We start from the raw sequence: 19,309 nt of genomic DNA on the forward strand, positions 1-19,309 counted from the left end.
TTTCTGACGGGTACCGTGTTTGCACGGTACCCGATCGATCTGATCAAAAGCCCGTCCGGGGAAACCCGGGCGGGCTTATACATTGAGAGGCAGAAGGATTTGTTATGATCCTTCTGCCTCTTTTGTTTGAACGGGTGGTGGCCACCACCCGTTCACGGTGCACAGAGCGGTTGAGCCCTTGCGGGCAGGACCCTTGACGGTCGTAAAAAAGCAGAACCCTCTGAGCACCCTGAGGCTTCGTCGAACCGCTGAGAGAGCTTTTACGCTCGTGTATAAGAGGGACAAAGCCAATGACTTATACTACGCGTTTTGTGGGGATCGATATATCGAAATCCACCTTTGATATTTGCCTGTTACCTGAAAACCGGACAAAAACTTTTGCCAATACGCCCTCGGGCATTGCCAGCTTTCTTGGTTGGCTTGCCGGGTATGAGGATGTTGAACGTATCCTTGTTGAGCCGACAGGAGGCTATGAACGTTCAATTGTTGAAGCCTTGCTGGCTGCACGCCGGCCCGTTGCAAAGGTGAATGCGAAATATATCCGCCAGTTCGCCCGCGCCAGCGGCCAACTGTCCAAAACCGACCGGATTGACGCCTTCGTTATCGCAGATTACGGCAGGCGCATGGAAACCCGCTTGCTCGAGCCCCCTTCAGCACGGCAATCAGAACTGTCCGACCTCGTACAGCGCTACCGCCAGCTTTCTCACATGATTGTTCAGGAGAAAAATCGCAGGGAAAAGCAGGTCGATAAAACGCTGGGATGGATTGAGGAAACGCTCGACTTTCTTGTTGAGCAGCGCTGCAAGGTGATCATGGCAATGGAAACCTGCCTGGCCGAAGATGAGGACTTGCAGGCTCAGGCAAATGTTCTGATGTCGCTGAAAGGTATCGGGATGAGAACCGCTTGCTTCCTGCTGGCTGGATTGCCTGAACTCGGACGGTTGGACAAAGGCCAGATTGCCAAACTGGTTGGTGTGGCACCGCTCAATCGTGATAGCGGCCTCATGCGGGGCAAAAGAACGATTGCCGGCGGCAGACAACAGGTGCGCGACGTTCTCTATGTCGCCGCACTACCTGCTATTCGCTTCGATCCGGAGATGAAAGCCTTCTACCAACGCCTCAAACAAAAGGGAAAACCCGGAAAGGTCGCGCTTGTCGCCGTCATGCGCAAAATCATTGTAAGGGCAAACGCAAGGATGCGCATATATCATGCAGCGGTCCTTGACACTTAACACCGCTGCTTTTCTTTTGGCTGACCGAGGGAATTTCGTTGATGGACAGCATGCTTGCTCACCGCCGTATGAAGCCGATTATCACGCCGCTCTTAAATGTTTCTTTGCACTTTTGGCATAGGGGTAAAGTCAGGGGATTTTACCCATCTTCTGAACACCGGCACCGCCCATGGCGGGCCGCAGACCATGCTGGAATGACGACGAACATGTTTAACGTGCGCCTGGATCAATTGCCTGCCTATCCGTTCCCGCGATTGGCAACCCTGCTTGACGGTCTTGAACCCGGTCAGCCGCCGCTTGTCATGTCGATCGGCGAACCGCAGCATGAACCGCCTGCCATGATCACCGAGGCCATGGTCAAGCACGCCAGCCTCTGGCACAAATATCCGCCCGGTGCCGGCACACCGGAACTCCGCACGGCCATCAAGAACTGGCTTGATCGGCGCTATGATCTGCCCAAAGACATGATTTCCCCCGACGATCACGTTCTGCCGGTCGCAGGGACGCGCGAAGCGCTTTACCTGATCGCCACCACCGTCATTCCGCAAGATCAACCAGGCCCCAAACCCAAGGTGTTACTGCCCAACCCGTTCTATCAGGTCTATTGCGGGGCGGCGGTTCTCAATGATGCCGAAATGGTGCCGCTGGCCGCTGGCCCTGAAAACGGCTTCATGCCCTACCTTGATCAGATTGATCCCAAGGATCTGGATGCCTGTGCATTGTTCTTCCTGTGCTCGCCGGCCAATCCGCAAGGGGCGATTGCATCGCGCGAATATCTTGAGCAAATCATCGCACTGGCGCGCAAACATGACTTTGCGCTGGCCATGGATGAATGCTACGCCGATATCTATGACCGTACAGCCCCGACCGGGGCACTGGAAATCTGTGCGGCGCAAGGCGGGAACATGAACAACATCCTTGTCTTCCACAGCCTGTCAAAACGTTCCAGCGCGCCGGGCCTGAGATCAGGCTTTGTTGCCGGTGATGAAAAAATCATCAAACGCTTTATTGCGCTGCGCAGCTATTGCTCCGCAACCATTCCGATGCCCATCATGGCCGCGTCCACGTTGCTTTGGAACGATGATGCCCATGCCGAAGCCAATCGCGATCTGTACCGGGCAAAAATCGACATTGCCGAGGAAGTCTTTGGCAACCGGTTTGGCTTCCATCGCCCGCCGGGAGGATTTTTCCTGTGGCTTGATGTTGGCGATGACGAAGCCGCGACCCAGAAAATCTGGAAGGAAACCGGGGTCAAGGTCATTCCGGGCAGCTATCTGTCGATGACCGATGCCAAGGGCAACAATCCGGGCAAACGGTTCATCCGCATTGCCCTTGTCCATGATCTTGAAACCACGCGGGAAGGACTGACCCGCATCGCGAAGGCGCTGGAAAGCTAGCGCCAGCACTTCGCCCCAGCAGAACAGCAGGACTTAACCAGAACGGATACCCAGATGAGCAGCCAGTCAAACACTCTTGGAACCGCTTTCATGCCCGGCAGTCTCGTGACACTGCTCAAGCGCAGTGGCTCGCGGTTTTGCGGCCTTGGGCTGGTATTGCTGGCCATGGCGCTGTTCATCATGCTGATCGGTTTTCATCCGGGTGATCCATCCTTTAACCACGCCACCGACCGCACGACAGTCTTCAACCCGCTGGGCATGATCGGGGCCTATGGCGCAGATCTGATGCTGCGCACGCTTGGTCTGGCGTCTGCCCTGATTACGGTTTTGCTGGTTGGTTGGGGCTTGCGCCTGATTGCTGTCAAACCGTTCCGCTGGATGTGGGCGCGTTTCCTTGTTTTGCCCCTCGCATTGCTTTTGGTGGCAACCTCAGCCGCTGCCATTCAGCCGGGCATGCACTGGCCACTGACTGTTGGCTTGGGTGGTTTTGCCGGTGATTTGCTGCTGGGCAAGCTTCAGGCTGGCTTTGCGATGATTGGCGTGCCCGGTGCACGTGCATTGATTGCACTGGCATCCATGGTGCTTGGCCTGGCGCTGACGATCTTTTGCATGGCCTATTCCCTGTCAGAATGGGAACGGCTCGGTACCGCCCTGTCCTTTGCCGGGGGCAAGGTGATTTCGGGCATTCGCGCCATTATCCCGACTGGCAGCAACGACGAACCGGTCGCCAAACGCGCACCGGGTTCGCGTCAGGAACCGTCGATGGATAAAGGCAAGTCCAAGCTGGGCTCTGCCATCTCGACCCGCAAATCCGAACCGACGACCAGCGCGGATGCCGAAGACGGGTTTGACGAGGATGGCGGCGATCACGAACCGCCGGTTCACATCGTTGCCGCCCCGGCGGCCAAACTGCAACCCAGCCAGAAGGCCGCAGCCCAGCGTCAGGCATCGCTTGATCTTGGAACTGAGGAATATCGCTTCCCGCCGCTTGATCTGCTGGGCGAGCCGGATCCGGCCGATGCCAACCCGATTGATCAGGAAGCACTGGCCCAAAATGCGCGCCTGCTCGAAACCGTTCTTCAGGACTTCGGCGTCAAGGGCGAGATCGTGCAGGTACGACCGGGCCCGGTCGTCACGCTTTACGAACTTGAACCGGCCGCAGGTGTCAAATCTTCGCGTGTCATTGGTCTTGCAGATGATATTGCACGCTCCATGAGTGCGATTGCGGCTCGTGTTGCCGTGGTGCCGGGCCGCAACGTGATCGGTATCGAGCTTCCGAATGTGCGCCGCGAAACGGTGCATCTGCATGAAATTCTGGCATCGAGTGATTTTGAAAAGAACAGTGGCAAGCTCAATATGAGCCTAGGCAAGGATATTGGCGGCACTCCGGTGATTGCCGACCTTGCCAAAATGCCGCACTTGCTGATTGCCGGGACCACCGGTTCGGGTAAGTCGGTGGGTGTGAATGCGATGATCCTGTCGCTGCTCTATCGGATGAAGCCCGAAGAATGCCGCTTTATCATGATCGACCCCAAGATGTTGGAGCTGTCGATTTATGATGGCATCCCGCACCTTCTGACCCCGGTTGTGACCGATCCGCACAAGGCGGTTGTCGCCCTTAAATGGGCCGTGCGCGAGATGGAAGACCGGTATCGCGCCATGAGCCAGGTCGGTGTGCGTAATATCGCGGGCTATAACAAGCGCATCAAGGAAGCTGCTGCCAAGGGTGAACAGCTAACCCGTCGTGTTCAGACCGGCTTTGATCCGGAAACCGGCAAACCGATCTTTGAAGATCAGGAACTGCCGATGGAGCCGCTGCCCTTTATCGTCATCATCGTTGACGAGATGGCCGACCTGATGCTGGTGGCGGGTAAGGATGTGGAAGCCTCGATCCAGCGTCTGGCACAGATGGCACGAGCTGCTGGCCTGCACCTGATCATGGCGACCCAGCGTCCGTCGGTCGACGTGATTACCGGTACGATCAAGGCCAACTTCCCGACACGTATTTCCTATTCCGTGACGTCCAAGATCGACTCGCGCACCATTCTGGGCGAGATGGGGGCGGAGCAACTTCTCGGGCAGGGGGATATGCTTTACATGGGTCAGGGTGGCCGTTTGCAGCGTGTCCATGGCCCGTTTGTTTCGGACGAGGAAGTCGAAAGCATCGTCAAACATCTGCGAGATCAGGGCGATCCGGCCTATCTCGATACTGTCACCGAAGAGCCCGAAGAAGATCCGGTCGCGGCCTATATGGCGGGTGGCAATGCCGGTGCGTCCGGTGGTGCGGGATCGGACGATGATCTTTACAATCAGGCGGTCGGCATTGTGCTGCGCGAAAAGAAGGCATCGACCAGCTTTATCCAGCGCAAACTTTCTATCGGCTATAACCGTGCTGCGCGCATCATCGAACAGATGGAAGAGAACGGCGTCGTTTCGGCAGCCAACCATGTCGGCAAACGCGAAGTGTTGATGGAAAACATGGACGGTACGCCCTACGAATACTGAGTCAGAGCTGAAAAAAGCGCTCAAAGAAAAAAGGCGGGCTGAAATTCAGCCCGCCTTTTTTAATTCAATGATCCGACGAAGATCAGATCGACTGGTTGATCCAGTCAACAAGAGCGCTTTTCGGAAGCGCGCCAACTTTCATCGCCGCGACTTCACCGCCCTTGAAGATCATCAGGGTCGGAATGCCACGAACACCGTATTTCGCCGGGGTGTTCGGGTTTTCGTCGATATTTACCTTGGCGATCTTGAGCTTGCCGCCCAGTTCACCAGCGATTTCATCGAGATACGGGGCAATCTGTTTGCACGGACCGCACCACTCAGCCCAGAAATCGACCAAAACCGGGTCGTTGGAACCCAGAACGTCGGTATCGAACGAACCGTCGGAAACTTTAATCGTGGTCATACTTTCAGATCCTAGTTGTTACGAGGCAAGGCGGGCGAGCCCGCGGACCTCGATCCGCTTTATGAGGCCAAGGTAGGCAGCACCGACGCAAACGTCAAGCGCATTGGGCCGACCCAGCGAAACTGCACGGCGCGAAGCCTTGCTGGGCCCGGAGTCGGTTCCGTCAGCCAAATGTCAAAATATGGTCTGGCAACTCCACCATCCACGGCCCGTTGGTCCAGAGGATGAAACACCTGACCTTCTTGCCCGGATACATCTGTGCAAGCGCCGCGCGATAGATCGACATCTGGCGACGATAGGCGCGCGGTGTGTCTTCGACATCGCGCGGCGGCGGGCGATTGGTTTTGTAATCAACAATCATCACGTCATCCCCCTGCACCACAAGCCGGTCAATCTGGGCCGAAACCACATCCCCGCCAACGATCCCGACCAAGGGCACCTCGGCACGCGACCCAGGCGCAAAGACCTGGGCGAAATCCGGATTATCGAAAATGCCCAGGGTTTCATTGGCGATTTCCACCTGCAGATCGGCATCAAGCGCATGAACCGGCTGGGCAAGGAAACGTTCGGCTGCCTTGCGCCGGGCCTGTTCCGGAAGATCGGGCAAGAGTTCAAGCAGTTTGTGGATCAGAAGGCCACGCTTGAAGCTTTGTCCCTGATCGCCGCCAAGCGGGGACTGAACCGCCGGTTCGTCTTCGAGCGGGCGACTGGGGGCCAGCGGTTTGGGCGGGAAGGATTCTTCGGGGGCAACCGTGCGGATCAAATGAAGTTTGGGTGATTGTTTTGAATCCGTAACGTCATCTGTGCGATCGGGTTTTGGCGCCTGGCTTTGGTCGGTTTCCCACACCCAGCCTTCGCCGTCCCAGCCCGACCCGGAATAGGTCGAAAGATCGATCTGGGTCGGTTTGGCGTAGCCTTCCATCGCCTGGCTACACAGATTGTACCAGCAATGCTCGGGCGCCTTGCGCCGTCCCTGCCAGCCGCAAATGTAAAGCCGGTCTTCAGCACGTGTGAGTGCGACATAAAGCAGGCGGTTATATTCCTGATCGCGTTTGAGCGCGATGTCATCACGCAGACGCCCCACAATGTCGGTTTCAAGCGCCACACGCGGCAACCAGAACATCAGGTTGCGGTCTTCTTGCCAGAACAGATTGGGGGCCTGGGTTGGCACCTGCATGGTGTCGGGCAGGAAGACGATGGGGGCCTGAAGCCCCTTGGCACCATGCACGGTCATGATACGGACTTCATCACGTCCACTTTGTTCAAGGTCACGCTTGATTTCCGCATCCCCTGCCATCAGCCAGTGCAAGAAGCCCTGCAAGGTCGGCGCATGATCGGCTTCATAGCCCATGGCAAGGTTGAGGAATTCGTCAATCGGGTCATTGGCCTCAATACCCAGACGACCGACCAGACGGGCACGAACCCCACGGGCCTCTTCGCCCCGCCCGCCCAGAAGTTCGGCATAAAGCTCAAACGGGCGTTCGTAATCCACCCGGCCCAGCCACTTGAACAAAAAGGCATAAGCACGTGCAAACGGTGATCCGTCTTCGACCGTGGCCGCCTTTTCACGCAACGCATGCCACAGGGTTCTGGGACGGTTATGGGCGATTTCAAACAGCTGATCATCATCAAGCCCGATCAGCGGGCTTTTAAGCACCTCGGCCAAAGTCAGGTCATCTTCGGGCATCAGCAGGAACCGGCCGAACGCCACAAGGTCCATCACGGCAAGCTGATCGGTGATCTGCATACGGTCAACACCGGCAACCGGCACGTTGCGTTCTTTCAGTGCCTTGACGACCTCATCGACAAAGGCGGTACGACGGCGCACCAGAATCATGAAATCGCCAGCACGCACCGGACGGCCACGTGATGTCAGGATTTCCTTTTCATCAATCGCATGGCGGATGCGCCCGGCAATGACCCGCGCAAGCCGGATTTCCGGATCTTCAAGGCGGACAATGCGGGTTGGCGGGGTCCATGGGTCTTCTGCTTCGCGTTCTTCGGGTTCGACAGCGGGCCACAATTCAATCCGCCCGGCCTGCCCAACACGGAACGGACTGTGCAAGACATCCGCGCCATCATCGCCGACGCCCTGCTTGGCGACCGGGCCGGCAAAGACACGATCCACCGTGCCCAACACCGCATCGGTGGAGCGAAACGAGATGTTCATGGGCACTTCGCGCCAGTCAGCGGCAATTTCACGTGCCCGTTCGCGGAAGTAGCGGCGCATTTCGGCAAACTTTTCCGGATCAGCACGCTGGAAGCTATAGATCGACTGTTTGGCATCGCCGACGGCGAAGATGGTACGCGGCGTGTCGGCATGGCGCCCGGCATCGATAAAGAATTCCTCGGCCAGAATACGCACCACTTCCCACTGTTCGGGGTTGGTATCCTGCGCCTCATCAATCAGGATGTGATCAAGGCCTTCGTCCAGCTTGAACAAAACCCATCCGGCAATTCCAGCCTGACGTTGTAAAAGCTGCAAACTCGTCAGGATCAAGTCATCGTAATCAAGGCGCGCATGCAGGGCTTTTTTGGTGGCATAGCGGTCCAGCATCGCATTGCCGATGGTAATCAGGGCCGATGTCGCCCCGGCCATGGCGGCGGCCTTGCGCTTGCGATCGACCTCAACCAGACGCGCACATTCCTGCTCGAGCGCGTCGGCCCCCATCGGATGGTTTTCCGCCGCCCCCTTGGTGATCAGCTTTGCGCGTGGTTCACCAGCCGTGGTGAAAAAGACGCTGCGATATTCATTAAACACCGCAAGGCGGTCTTCGACGGTCGTCTTTTCCAGAAACTGCGCCAAGGCCGGAACGCGTGCCTTATCGGTTTTGGTGCCGGCTTCAAGTGCTGCCAACCCGCGCAGCAATCCGTCGCGATCAAAAGCATCATCAGAAAGGGCCTTGCGCAAGATGGTTTCATCATCAAGCCCAACGGGCACGCCAAGCGCCTTATAGACCGCATCGCGCATACGGTTGGCCCCGCCAAGATTGGTCAGCATGCGTTTCAGGCGGCCACGTTCACGGGCCAGTTCGCTCATGACCTCGCCAAAGGCGCCTTCACGGACCTGTGCGGTCACGACCGACAGGGCATGTGCCAGATCGTCATCACGACCGGTCCGGGCAAATGCCAGTACCTCTTCCTGAACATCGGCCATGGTTTCAGCCGCTGTGCGGTCATCCATGATTTCAAAATGCGGCGCCAGACCGGCTTCGAGCGGGAAGCGACGCAACAGCGACTGACAAAAGGCGTGAATGGTCTGGATCTTCATCCCGCCCGGCGCATCGAGCACCCGGGCAAACAGCTGGCGGGCGCGGATGGTTTCATCGGCACTGGGCGCCGTGCCCGCCAGATTGGCAAGATCGGCCTGAAGATCGCGGTCTTCCATCGTCGCCCAGCGGCCCAGTCGTTCATTGACACGGTTGGCCATTTCGGCAGCAGCCGCCTTGGTAAAGGTCAGACACAGGATACGATGGGGTTCGGTGCCCAACAGCATCAAACGCAACACACGATCAGACAGCACCTTGGTCTTGCCAGCGCCTGCCGAGGCCGACACCCAGACCGATGCATTGGGATCAGACGCATTGCGTTGCAGGACGTTGGGATCGGTTCCGCGCATTTCAGTCATGACGCATCGCCCTCCCCACCATTATCAACGTCATCAAGCTCCTCAATATCCTCGCTGCCCATCCATTCGCGCAGGCGCGCAAGATGGATATAGTCGGAATATTTCGGCGCGTGATCGGGATGCGGTACACTAAGGTACGGCGTATCAGGATCGGCGAAGGCCTCGGCCAGCCCATTAACCCCCTCCACCGCCGCGTGGGCCAGTTCGGCTGGTGTGGTTTTCATCCGGCCCGTGTTGATTTCAACAATCTCGCCCGCCGGATCCCCGCCTGAGAGTTTCCAGAATGCCATACTGGCCGGTGGGCCTGCGGGCACATCACCAAAACCACCCTTTTCGGCAATCGCGGCTTCAAGTGGCAATTGCGGGGCAAAACCGTTGGCAACATCCCCCTGACTGGGCGGGGCGCCAGTTTTATAATCAATGATCGCAATACCGCCATCGCGCAAAGCATCAATGCGGTCAGCCCTTGCATAGACCTGAAAACCGCTGCTGGTATCAAGGGTTCCGGCCTGTTCGGTATAGGATTTGGCGATGGCATCGCGCCGTGCTGCTTCGGTCTGGATGAACCATTTTGCGATGCGCTCGAACCGTGGGCACCAGAAGGCCCAAAGACCGGGGCGTGCGGCAAGCGGTTTGAAAACCTCGCGACCAATGATCAGCAATTCCTGTTCGCCATCGGGCGGCAAATGTTCGGGATGGCGGGCGATGAACTGATCAAGGGCCTCGTGAATCAGGTTGCCGTAATCGGCTGCTCCGGGGTCTTCATCAACCCCGTCAAGCTTGCGCAAACCCAGAATATGACGGGCATAAATCGCATAGGGGTCGCGCATCCATGTTTCGATCTGGGTGACCGACAGGCGATCCGGGCGGGCCGATACTGGTGGTTTTGGTGCCGGGCGCCCGATCTTGATACGCATATCAGGTGCGGGTTCATCAATCAGATCAGCCATCGCACGCCATTCGACTGCCTCGGGCTTTTCCATCGAAACCCCGGATTTGCGTAGAATGTTTTCGATCCGCAACAACCAGCGCGACGGCACGGTCGGTGTGCCTTCGATACGCAAGGCACGGGTCATCACCACATCGGGCGAACAAAACAGTTGTTGGAAGTCATGGGCCGATTGCCCAACCCGGTGTTCGGGCGCGGGCAGGCCAAAATTGCGGCGCATCGGGCGGCTCATCCACGGATCGGCGCCGGCTTCGGGTGGCCAGACACCTTCATTGAGCCCGCCCAGAATGGTCAGATCGGCTTGCTGCATCTGGGCTTCGACTGTTCCCCAGATAAACAGACGCGGATGCTTGCCATAGCGCGGGCGCACCGCACGGTCCGCCATCAACGCATCCAAGAACGCGCCATAGCGATTGCCCGGCATCGAGGCGAAATCGCCAAGCGCATTAAGCAATTCATGGACGAAATCCGCCAGCGCCTCGCCCGCTTCACCGCGCCACAGGCGATCGGCACCGGTTTGGGTGTCGCTTGCTGCCAATGCCTCCGCCGCCGTCACATGACAGCGCAGCAGATGAACCGGCGCATGGGTTTTATCGCCACTCAGACCATCGAGGGCATCAAGACAAGTTTTAAAGCGTGCGACCAGATCGCTCAGCTGGGCATGATCATCGCGAATGCGTTCAATGCGCCCGATGGCGCTGTCTGATCCGGAATGACCCAGGCGAGCAACCGTATCTTCGCACCAGCCATCAAGGGCGGCCTGCAACCCCTCCAATCCCGGCCCCGGTCGCGCACCGCGCAGAACTTCCTTTTCGAGCAATCGGGTCAGAACGCGGAAGGTCTCCGGTGACAGCCCTGCGGCCGATAATGGGTGCTTCAGCAGCTCCAAAAGCGGAACCGGTGCGAATTCTTCCTGAACGGCGCGCACGACCAAGCGCAAATAGATCGCCGGTGCCGTGTCATGCAGCGGGATACCAGCCGAATCGTCAATTTCAACCTGCCACCGGCGAAGCTCGGTTGCGACACGCCGGGCAAGACCACGATCGGGTGTCACCAGTGCACAGGTCTTTTCAGGATGTTCGAGCGCCTCACGCATCATAAGCGCAATCGTGGTGGCCTCTTCACGCGCGCCAGAACAATCAACACGCAAAACGCCATCCATCACATCCGGCGCAAAGCCGGTGATATGGCGCCAGTGATGGGTGGTTTTGGCAGGACGTAGTGCTTCGCGGGCCAGACGGCGGCGTTCGATCGTGGCATCGCTTTCGGGGTCAAGAGCTGGCCATGGCAGGAAGCTATCGGCGTGGCGGCCAATATGCCCAAGCGTCTTGCCCAGTAGATGTTGCGGATGGGCCGCATCATCGGCAATCGCCGCCCAGTCTTCGTGGCTCAGACCCGCCATCAGACCGGGCAAAACCACGCGGCCCTGTGGCATTCCAAGCACCGCCTTCATCAAATCACGCAAAGCCGGAAATGGCCCGGTAGAGCCGACAATCAGAACGGGGGTTTCGGGCGGGTTTTCGGCCCAAAGATCGATTTGTGCCGCAATCAGGGCATTGCGCCGCATGGCCCGGTCACTGACATCCTGGGCGTCGAGAATACCCGGCCAGTGGATGGTGAGAATCTGCAGGAACTCGAGGGTGAGCTGCCAGTGCTCGGCAAATTCTTCGGGCACCAGTCCCTTAAGATCGTCAAAGGCGCAGTTTTCGGTTTGCACCTGATCAAGAAAGCGCGCCAGTTCCCCGGCAAGACGGGCGGCCTGATCCGCAGTTGGTTTTTCACCGCGATGATCAGGCCGCCCCATGATCAGTTGGGTGAGCAACAATTTGCGCTGCAGATCGGGAATGGCTGGCGGCAGATCAAGGGCGGCCTGTTCCCCGCCCGCGCCATAAATCGCCAATTCATCCTCATCCGCCTCACCCAGCGGACGAATGGTCGGAAGCAGGGTGACGGCACCCTGCGATTGCCGCAGGAAGGCATCGCGCATCACCTTGGCGGAACGCCGGTTGGGCACCATCAGCACATAGTCAGGCAGCGCATCTGGCTGATCAGCGGTTTCAGCCATCAATTGCTTGGCGATCAGATCGGCAAAGGCAACACCGGGCGGGATGAAAAACAGGTTTGAAGGTGGCGAAACTTCCCCGGCGAAGGAGGCTTCGTCATAGTCGGGCGCGTCCATGTAATCAAACCGGTCGGCCATCAAACTCCCCCGAATGCGGCTTTCTTGGCGCGCTCAACCTCAAGCGCCTTGGCAATGACAGGCTCGGAATCCTCAAGCGCCTCTGGCGTGCCGATATGGAAATATCCACCATCATGGACCAGACCATAACACCGACCCGCCGCAAGCGCCTTGTCATAAACAACATTGAGCGACCAGGCGCCATCGGGCGTGCCTTCAAACAGATGCGGTGACAGAACCTGCACACCAGTAAAGAAATAAGGGGCTGACGGCGCATCACCACGCCGTTTTAGCCGCCCATCCACCTGCCAGAAGAAATCGCCCGCCCCGTCATAGCCATAGCCATCTGCCACCGGATAAAGGGCCAGAAGCGCGTCCATATGGTCCGGTTCAAAGGCATTGATCAAGCGATCAAACAGTGGCTCCGTCCCCTCGGTCCAGAAGACATCGGCATTGGCGATCAGCACCGCATCATCATTAAGTTTCGAGAGCGCATTTTTCACCCCACCGCCGGTTTCAAGCAGATCAATCTCGGGCGAGGTGACAATGCCGGGTGTATTCCGTTTGGCGACATGATCAATGATCTGCTGACCAAGATAGTGCGAATTGACCACCGCCTGATTGACACCGGCTTGGGCAAGCTTATCGAGCACATGATCAAGCATCGGCTTGCCCGCGACCGATATCAGCGGCTTTGGCATGGTATCGGTGATCGGACGCATGCGCTTGCCAAGGCCCGCTGCCAGAACCATGGCCTGTGCCTTTGTTTCTGGTGCGCTCATGGTTTTGCCTCTTTGCCGGATGGGGTTTGGGGTTGTGCCAGTGCCGGGGCGGTGCGGGCATCCGTCGGGATATGGGCATCCACCCAATCCTGAAGAGCTGGCAAGTGATCAGAAGCTCCGTGCAGGATCATGTCCCAGCAGCGCGGGATAAAGTCGAAATAGCGTGTTTTTCCGGCCTTGATCGCAAGCCAGCCAAACCGGCCAAGAATACGGAAATTGCGCACCATCGAGGTCGCGATATAAGCCGTTTCGAAATCAGAACGATCAATGTCCTGGAACGCCGCGAGATAGAATTCCTTCATCCGCGCTTCAAGATCCGGGCCGATATCATGGCGCACATCGCGCAACAGCGATGCCAGATCATAGGGCCTTGGTGCAATGGCGGCGTCCTGAAAATCAATGATACCGCAATCATCACCGCCCTCGCCATTTTCGACCAGCATTAGGTTATCGACATGATAATCGCGGTGAATGATGACGTCCCCCACCTGCCAGCAAAGCGGCAGAACGGTTTCAAGCAACTGGTCAAAGGCGGTGCTGGCCGCGTCGCGCTTGGCGACATCCGGGATGACCAGTGGCAGATAATCGGTCTTGAAGCTCGCGAGCATGCGAAGCAGGTTTTTCGGACCATAGCGCACCAGATCGCAGTCCTTCATGCCGCCGCCATCGCAGAAACGGTGCAACGTGATGAGCTGTTCGACGGCACGCAGATAAAGCGCATCCTGCGTCGTGCCATCAAGCATCGCGCCGCTTTGAAGGGCCTCGGTAAAGGTGATGTCACCGAAATCCTCGATCAGGACCAGACCGCGCTTTTCATCCGCCGCGTAGATTTCCGGCACCCGCCAGCCGGCCTGTTGGAACAGTTTGGTTGTATGCAAAACCGGCCTGACCGAGGCTTTACGTTCGGGGTCATCAAAAATGCCATGCGGATCAACGTGAATGGCCGAGGGCGGGAAATCCATCAGAAGGGCCGTGTCATGACGCCGTTCAAGGCGGAAATATTTCCGGGCCGAGGCATCATCAACCAGCGGCATGACCTGCGCGGTCTGCCAGCCACAGGTGACCAGAAAATCCTGGCGTTCGGCGTTGCGGCGTTCCTGATCGGGGTTTGCGCGGGTCATGACGGGCTTACCACCAGATCATTGATGCGGCTCACCCAGTCTTGCCCATGCGGCTCAAGCTTGAACACGCGGCCATCCGGGTTCGATCCGGGTTCGATATGAATATCAAGACGGTTTTCCGGGGTGAGGTATTCCAGCCGGTCAGGCCATTCGATCAGGCTGACGGCATCGGAAAAGGCATCCTCGATATCCAATTCATGAACTTCTTCGGGATCAGACAATCGATACAGGTCAAAATGCCAGACCGGCACGCGATCCAGCTCATAGATCTGAACCAGCGTGAAGGTCGGACTGGGGACTTCTTCGTGCGGGTTTTCGGCCACCGCCCGGATAAAAGCGCGGCAAAAGGCGCTTTTACCCATGCCAAGCGTGCCGTGCATCAAAATTACATCCCCTGCCCTGGCAACAGCGGCAAGCTTGGCGGCAAGGGCTTCGGTCCCGTTCTGATCGCTGACAGTAACTGTCCTGGTCATGATGTCCGTCTTTTGAATGGCTCTTGCATTCTGTTTTAGGGGGTTGATGCGGCCTTTCGCAATGAGTTTTGACCCGCGCGCTGCAGTTCACGCGACAAAGCCGGAAAAAGGCCGGTTTACATTGCGATATCGTGCCCCAGATGCTATCTGGCTGCATAAGAAATCCCGCACACCGCCGGGCTTGGGGTCAGCACCCTACCCAAATTCGATTTTATTTGGATGGAAGAAGTATGTCAGACGCATCGCACAGCACAGATATTGCCATTATTGGCGCAGGCCCGGTCGGGCTTTTTGCGGTTTTCGAAGCCGGTATGCTGGGGCTTAAATCCCATGTGATCGACGCGCTTGATATGGTCGGCGGCCAGTGCAGCGCGCTTTATCCGGAAAAACCGATTTTCGATATTCCGGCCCATCCGCAGATTGCCGGTCAGGATCTTATTCACGAACTGGCCAAACAGGCCGATCCGTTCGAGCCGACCTATCACCTTGGTCAGCAGGTCACCAAGCTTGAGAAACGCGATGATGGCCGTTTCACGCTGGAAACCACCAAGGGCACTGTGATTGATGCCGGTGCGGTCGTGATTGCGGCGGGTTGTGGTGCCTTTGGCCCGAACAAGCCGCCGATGGATGGCCTTGAAGATTACGAAGGATCGGGTGGCGTTCAATATTACGTCAAACGCCGGGCTGATTTCGCTGGCAAGAAAGTCGTGATTGCCGGTGGTGGTGACTCGGCTGTCGACTGGGCGCTGTCGCTACATGACATTGCAGCCAAGGTCATGGTTGTCCATCGCCGCCCGAAATTCCGTGCCGCCCCGGACAGCAGTGCGAAACTGCAAGCCCTTGCCGAAGCCGGCAAGATCGAGATGGTCATCCCCTATCAGCTGAAAGGCCTTAAGGGTGAAAACGGCATCCTGTCACATGTGGTTGTCGCGACGCTCAAAGGCGAAGAGCGCGAGCTTGAAGCCGATCATCTCCTGCCGTTCTTTGGTCTTGCGATGGAGCTCGGCCCGATTGCCGACTGGGGCCTAAATCTTGAGAAAAACCATATCGGCGTCAAACAGGCGACCATGGAAACATCGGTCCCGGGCATCTTTGCCATCGGCGATATTGCGACCTATGAGCACAAGCTTAAGCTGATCCTGTCAGGCTTTGCCGAGGGTGCAAGTGCGATCCATGCGGCCCGCGCCTACATGTTCCCAGACAAGGAATTCCACTTCGAATATTCGACGACAACGGGCGTTCCGAACGAATAAACCGACATTTGCGCACCATGACCACAACACATCTCGAATATCATGGGAGTTGTCTTTGTGGCGCGGTGCGCTTTGTTGCTTCCGGGGAGCCGATTGGCGGCAATCATTGCCATTGTGGCATGTGTCGCAAGGACAGTGGTTCGGGGGTCTCGACCTTTGTCAGCTTCCCGGCCGGTGCCGTTTCGTGGAATGGCAAGCCAACCGATTATGAAAGCTCGCCACGCAAGTATCGCGGCTATTGCCCGAAATGCGGGTCAAGCATCACCTGGCGCAAGGATGATGATGACAGCTTCATCGATCTGCGGCTTGGCAGCTTTGGTAACCCGAGCCCGTTCAAAGCCCAAAAGCATCTTTGGATGCGCACCGCCCTGGCAAGATTTGCCGGCATGGATCCCGACATCGCGCATTTCGATTGATCAAGCCGAGAGGAAACGTGCCATATCGACAAGAAATTCGCCCTCGCGGCCGGGATGTGGCCGGGTTCCCGTTTCGTCAAAGCCGCAGCGAGCATAAAGCCTGCGATTGGCTTGCATCTTTGTGTTGGTGTAGAGCGATATACTAGCATAGCCGCGCGATTTGGATTGCTCACATGCCAGCTCAATCAAACCAGCGGCCACTCCCCTACCTTGAAATTCTGGTAGCACCGCAACACTGTAAATCTCGGCGTGATGTTCCGGGAATGCCATCACAATTAGACCAATCGACCGCTGGCTAGTCTCAGCGAGCCATACTAAATCAGCTTCAATCCGATCAGCATAATCTTCGAATGCGGGCTTTGGCACTGCACCGATAATCGTTTGATATGCCGGTGTGTAAGCAGCTGCACTAATTGTGCGAACCATTTCGTTGTCTTTAGGTTCCGCTAAACGGTAGGTCGGACGATCAGGCATGCATAATTACTCCGAACGGTTAGTGTACCACACCAAGGTGTTCAGACAGAACATCAACAATCATGCCGTGATCTTCGTGCGATGCCAGACCCGAAACCGTAATCGCGCCAATTATACCCACACCGGCAACGCGGATCGGGAAGCTGCCGCCGTGATCGGCATAGTCGGCGAAATCAATTCCATGATCGGCCAGTGTCTTGCCCTTGGCTTTCAGCTCCGCGCCAAAACGCATCGAGCTTTGATGTTCACGCAGCACCAGATTGCTTTTGCGGCGTGCCCACGCATCGTTGGCCGGTTTGGCCCCGGCAAGGGATGCATGAAACAGCGTGCGGTCCGGGGTACGGATATTAATCGCAACCGGGGCATTTTGTGCCTGCGCCACGCCCACCAGTTTGGAGCCGATTGACCAGGCGGTGTCTTCGTCAAAGCGATCAAACACCAGAATTTCTTCCTGTTTGGCAAGCTGGTCCAAATCCATTGCGGGCTCCTTGGGCAAATAACGGGTTGGTCTGGCCATCCATACCGCAGCGCAGGGTTACGCGAAACCCCAAAGAAAAAAGGCTGCATCCGCAAGGGACTACAGACTTTGTTTCGATATCGTAATTTCGGCTTACTTGTCGTCGCCCATCTTGAGCGCGTTGATAAAGGCCGATTGCGGAATTTCGACCTTGCCGAACTGACGCATCTTTTTCTTACCGGCCTTCTGTTTTTCAAGAAGCTTACGTTTACGCGAAACGTCACCGCCATAACATTTTGCCGTCACGTCCTTACGGAGCGCTGAGACGGTTTCACGGGCAATCACCTTGCCACCGATGGCGGCCTGAATGGCGATGCGGAACATCTGGCGCGGGATCAGGTCCTTAAGACGTTTACAAATCTCACGACCACGATATTCAGCGGCCGAGCGGTGCACCATCAGCGCCAGCGCATCGACCGGCTCTTCGTTAACCAGGATGGATACCTTGACCAGATCGCTTTCATCATAACCGGCAATCTCGTAATCGAAGCTGGCATAACCACGCGAAATCGATTTCAAACGGTCATAAAAATCAAAGACCACTTCGTTGAGCGGCAGTTTGTAAACCGCCATTGCGCGGTTGCCGACATAGGTCAGGTCCTGCTGAATGCCACGGCGTTCGGTGCAAAGGGTCAGGATCCCGCCAAGATATTCATCCGGCACCATGATCGATGCCTTGATCCACGGTTCTTCAATCGCCTGGATCTTGGTGACATCGGGGAAATCAGCCGGGTTGTGCAGCATGATTTCTTCGCCCTTGCTCATGGTGATCTTGTAAGACACCGACGGGGCGGTCGTGATCAGCTCAAGCTCGAACTCGCGTTCCAGACGTTCCTGAATGATTTCAAGATGAAGCAGGCCGAGGAAGCCACATCGGAAGCCAAGGCCAAGGGCGGTCGAGTTTTCCGGCTCGAACTGGAAGGACGCGTCATTGAGATGCAGCTTTTCAAGCGCATCACGCAGCACTTCATATTCGCTGGTATCGACCGGGAAAATGCCACAGAACACCACCGGAATGGACGGCTTGAAGCCCGAAAGCGGTTTGGCACAGGGCCGTTTTTCTTCGGTAATCGTGTCACCGACTTCGCATTCGGCAACGGTTTTCATACCGCAGTTGATAAAGCCGACTTCGCCCGGGCCAAGTTCATCAAGCGCAAGCGGTTTTGGCGTAAAGACACCGACCCGTTCGATCTGATGGGTGACCTTGGCGTTCATGAAGCGGACTTTCTGACCCTTTTTCAAGGTGCCTTCCTTCACGCGCACCAGAATCATCACACCCAGATAGGTGTCATACCAGCTATCGACCAGAAGAACTTCAAGCGGCGCATCCGCATCCCCGGTCGGCGCCGGCAGACGCTCAACCAGCGCATCGAGAACATCGGGCACCCCCATACCGGTCTTGGCCGAAATCATCACCGCGTCAGAGGCATCAATGCCAATGACTTCCTCGATCTGTTCCTTGACCCGGTCGGGTTCCGCCGCAGGCAGATCAACCTTGTTCAGGACCGGGACGATTTCATGATCGTTTTCAATCGCCTGATAGACGTTGGCAAGGGTCTGAGCTTCGACGCCCTGCGCCGCATCAACCACCAGAAGGGATCCTTCGCAGGCGGCAAGCGAGCGCGAGACTTCATATGCGAAGTCGACGTGGCCCGGCGTGTCCATCAGGTTCAGGGTATATTCCTGCCCATCCTTGGCGGTGTATTTCAACCGAACAGCCTGTGATTTGATGGTGATGCCACGTTCGCGTTCGATATCCATCGAATCGAGAACCTGCTCAGCCATTTCACGTTCGGTCAGGCCGCCGGTCAACTGGATCAGGCGGTCGGCCAGGGTCGATTTGCCGTGGTCGATATGGGCGATGATCGAAAAGTTACGAATATTCTTAAGGTCAGTCATTTTTGGCTGCTTCTGGCACTAAAATTGGCTGGCATTTCGCCGCGTGGCACATTTGTTTAAACGCTGTGATCATCCATTCCC

14 protein-coding genes are annotated in these 19,309 nt (G+C 57.1%); 5 read left to right on the forward strand and 9 right to left on the reverse strand.

The genetic code is table 11. The features are described 5' to 3' along the window. The first annotated feature begins 290 nt into the window (after nucleotides 1-290). The 3 genes from ACXAF0_RS00620 to ACXAF0_RS00630 all read left to right on the forward strand — a co-directional run bounded on the left by ACXAF0_RS00620 (nucleotide 291) and on the right by ACXAF0_RS00630 (nucleotide 5,134). The gene (locus tag ACXAF0_RS00620) at nucleotides 291-1,232 is read left to right on the forward strand and encodes an IS110 family RNA-guided transposase (protein WP_475342850.1); all 942 of its coding nucleotides are present in this window, start codon (nucleotides 291-293) and stop codon (nucleotides 1,230-1,232) included. A 194-nt stretch (nucleotides 1,233-1,426) separates the two neighbouring features. After that, nucleotides 1,427-2,629 carry an aminotransferase class I/II-fold pyridoxal phosphate-dependent enzyme gene (locus ACXAF0_RS00625; protein ID WP_475342851.1) on the forward strand — a complete coding sequence of 401 codons (1,203 nt, stop codon included), beginning with the start codon at nucleotides 1,427-1,429 and terminating at the stop codon, nucleotides 2,627-2,629. 54 nt (nucleotides 2,630-2,683) lie between these two features. Next, on the forward strand, nucleotides 2,684-5,134 hold the full coding sequence (locus ACXAF0_RS00630) for a DNA translocase FtsK (RefSeq protein WP_475342852.1): 2,451 nt from the start codon (nucleotides 2,684-2,686) through the stop codon (nucleotides 5,132-5,134). Between the two features lie 82 nt (nucleotides 5,135-5,216). Here ACXAF0_RS00630 and trxA read toward each other — a convergent pair whose 3' ends face one another. The 6 genes from trxA to tsaE all read right to left on the reverse strand — a co-directional run bounded on the left by trxA (nucleotide 5,217) and on the right by tsaE (nucleotide 14,669). Further along, nucleotides 5,217-5,537, reverse strand: a complete 321-nt coding sequence (gene trxA, locus ACXAF0_RS00635) for a thioredoxin TrxA (protein WP_008888557.1) — start codon at nucleotides 5,535-5,537, stop codon at nucleotides 5,217-5,219. Between the two features lie 163 nt (nucleotides 5,538-5,700). Further along, nucleotides 5,701-9,165, reverse strand: coding sequence for a double-strand break repair helicase AddA (gene addA, locus ACXAF0_RS00640; RefSeq protein WP_475342853.1), 3,465 nt, complete (start codon nucleotides 9,163-9,165; stop codon nucleotides 5,701-5,703). After that, nucleotides 9,162-12,314: a double-strand break repair protein AddB gene (addB, locus tag ACXAF0_RS00645; protein WP_475342854.1), complete on the reverse strand. Its 3,153-nt coding sequence runs from the start codon at nucleotides 12,312-12,314 to the stop codon at nucleotides 9,162-9,164. The genes addA and addB overlap by 4 nt, the downstream gene beginning before the upstream one ends. Beyond that, on the reverse strand, nucleotides 12,314-13,075 hold the full coding sequence (locus ACXAF0_RS00650) for a nucleotidyltransferase family protein (RefSeq protein WP_475342855.1): 762 nt from the start codon (nucleotides 13,073-13,075) through the stop codon (nucleotides 12,314-12,316). Before ACXAF0_RS00650 ends, addB begins: the two co-directional genes overlap by 1 nt. After that, a complete protein-coding gene (locus ACXAF0_RS00655; protein WP_475342856.1) occupies nucleotides 13,072-14,196 on the reverse strand; it encodes an aminoglycoside phosphotransferase family protein in 1,125 nt (374 codons plus the stop codon). Before ACXAF0_RS00655 ends, ACXAF0_RS00650 begins: the two co-directional genes overlap by 4 nt. After that, the gene (gene tsaE, locus ACXAF0_RS00660) at nucleotides 14,193-14,669 is read right to left on the reverse strand and encodes a tRNA (adenosine(37)-N6)-threonylcarbamoyltransferase complex ATPase subunit type 1 TsaE (RefSeq protein WP_475342857.1); all 477 of its coding nucleotides are present in this window, start codon (nucleotides 14,667-14,669) and stop codon (nucleotides 14,193-14,195) included. Before tsaE ends, ACXAF0_RS00655 begins: the two co-directional genes overlap by 4 nt. Nucleotides 14,670-14,899: 230 nt before the next feature. Here tsaE and ACXAF0_RS00665 point away from each other — a divergent pair, with 230 nt between their 5' ends. Both ACXAF0_RS00665 and ACXAF0_RS00670 read left to right on the forward strand, forming a co-directional pair. Beyond that, a complete protein-coding gene (locus tag ACXAF0_RS00665; RefSeq protein WP_475342858.1) occupies nucleotides 14,900-15,922 on the forward strand; it encodes an NAD(P)/FAD-dependent oxidoreductase in 1,023 nt (340 codons plus the stop codon). Between the two features lie 17 nt (nucleotides 15,923-15,939). Beyond that, nucleotides 15,940-16,338, forward strand: a complete 399-nt coding sequence (locus ACXAF0_RS00670) for a GFA family protein (RefSeq protein ID WP_475342859.1) — start codon at nucleotides 15,940-15,942, stop codon at nucleotides 16,336-16,338. On the opposite strand, the gene ACXAF0_RS00675 is transcribed toward ACXAF0_RS00670, so the two are convergent. The 3 genes from ACXAF0_RS00675 to lepA form a co-directional block, all read right to left on the reverse strand. Next, complete coding sequence (locus ACXAF0_RS00675) at nucleotides 16,339-16,812, reverse strand: GNAT family N-acetyltransferase (RefSeq protein ID WP_475342860.1); 474 nt, start codon at nucleotides 16,810-16,812, stop codon at nucleotides 16,339-16,341. 19 nt (nucleotides 16,813-16,831) lie between these two features. Continuing rightward, nucleotides 16,832-17,290, reverse strand: a complete 459-nt coding sequence (locus tag ACXAF0_RS00680; protein WP_475342861.1) for a heme-degrading domain-containing protein — start codon at nucleotides 17,288-17,290, stop codon at nucleotides 16,832-16,834. A gap of 132 nt (nucleotides 17,291-17,422) precedes the next feature. Then, nucleotides 17,423-19,228, reverse strand: a complete 1,806-nt coding sequence (gene lepA, locus ACXAF0_RS00685; RefSeq protein WP_475342862.1) for a translation elongation factor 4 — start codon at nucleotides 19,226-19,228, stop codon at nucleotides 17,423-17,425. Nucleotides 19,229-19,309 lie beyond the last annotated feature (81 nt).

The organism is Thalassospira sp. ABD4_177 (assembly GCF_056160125.1).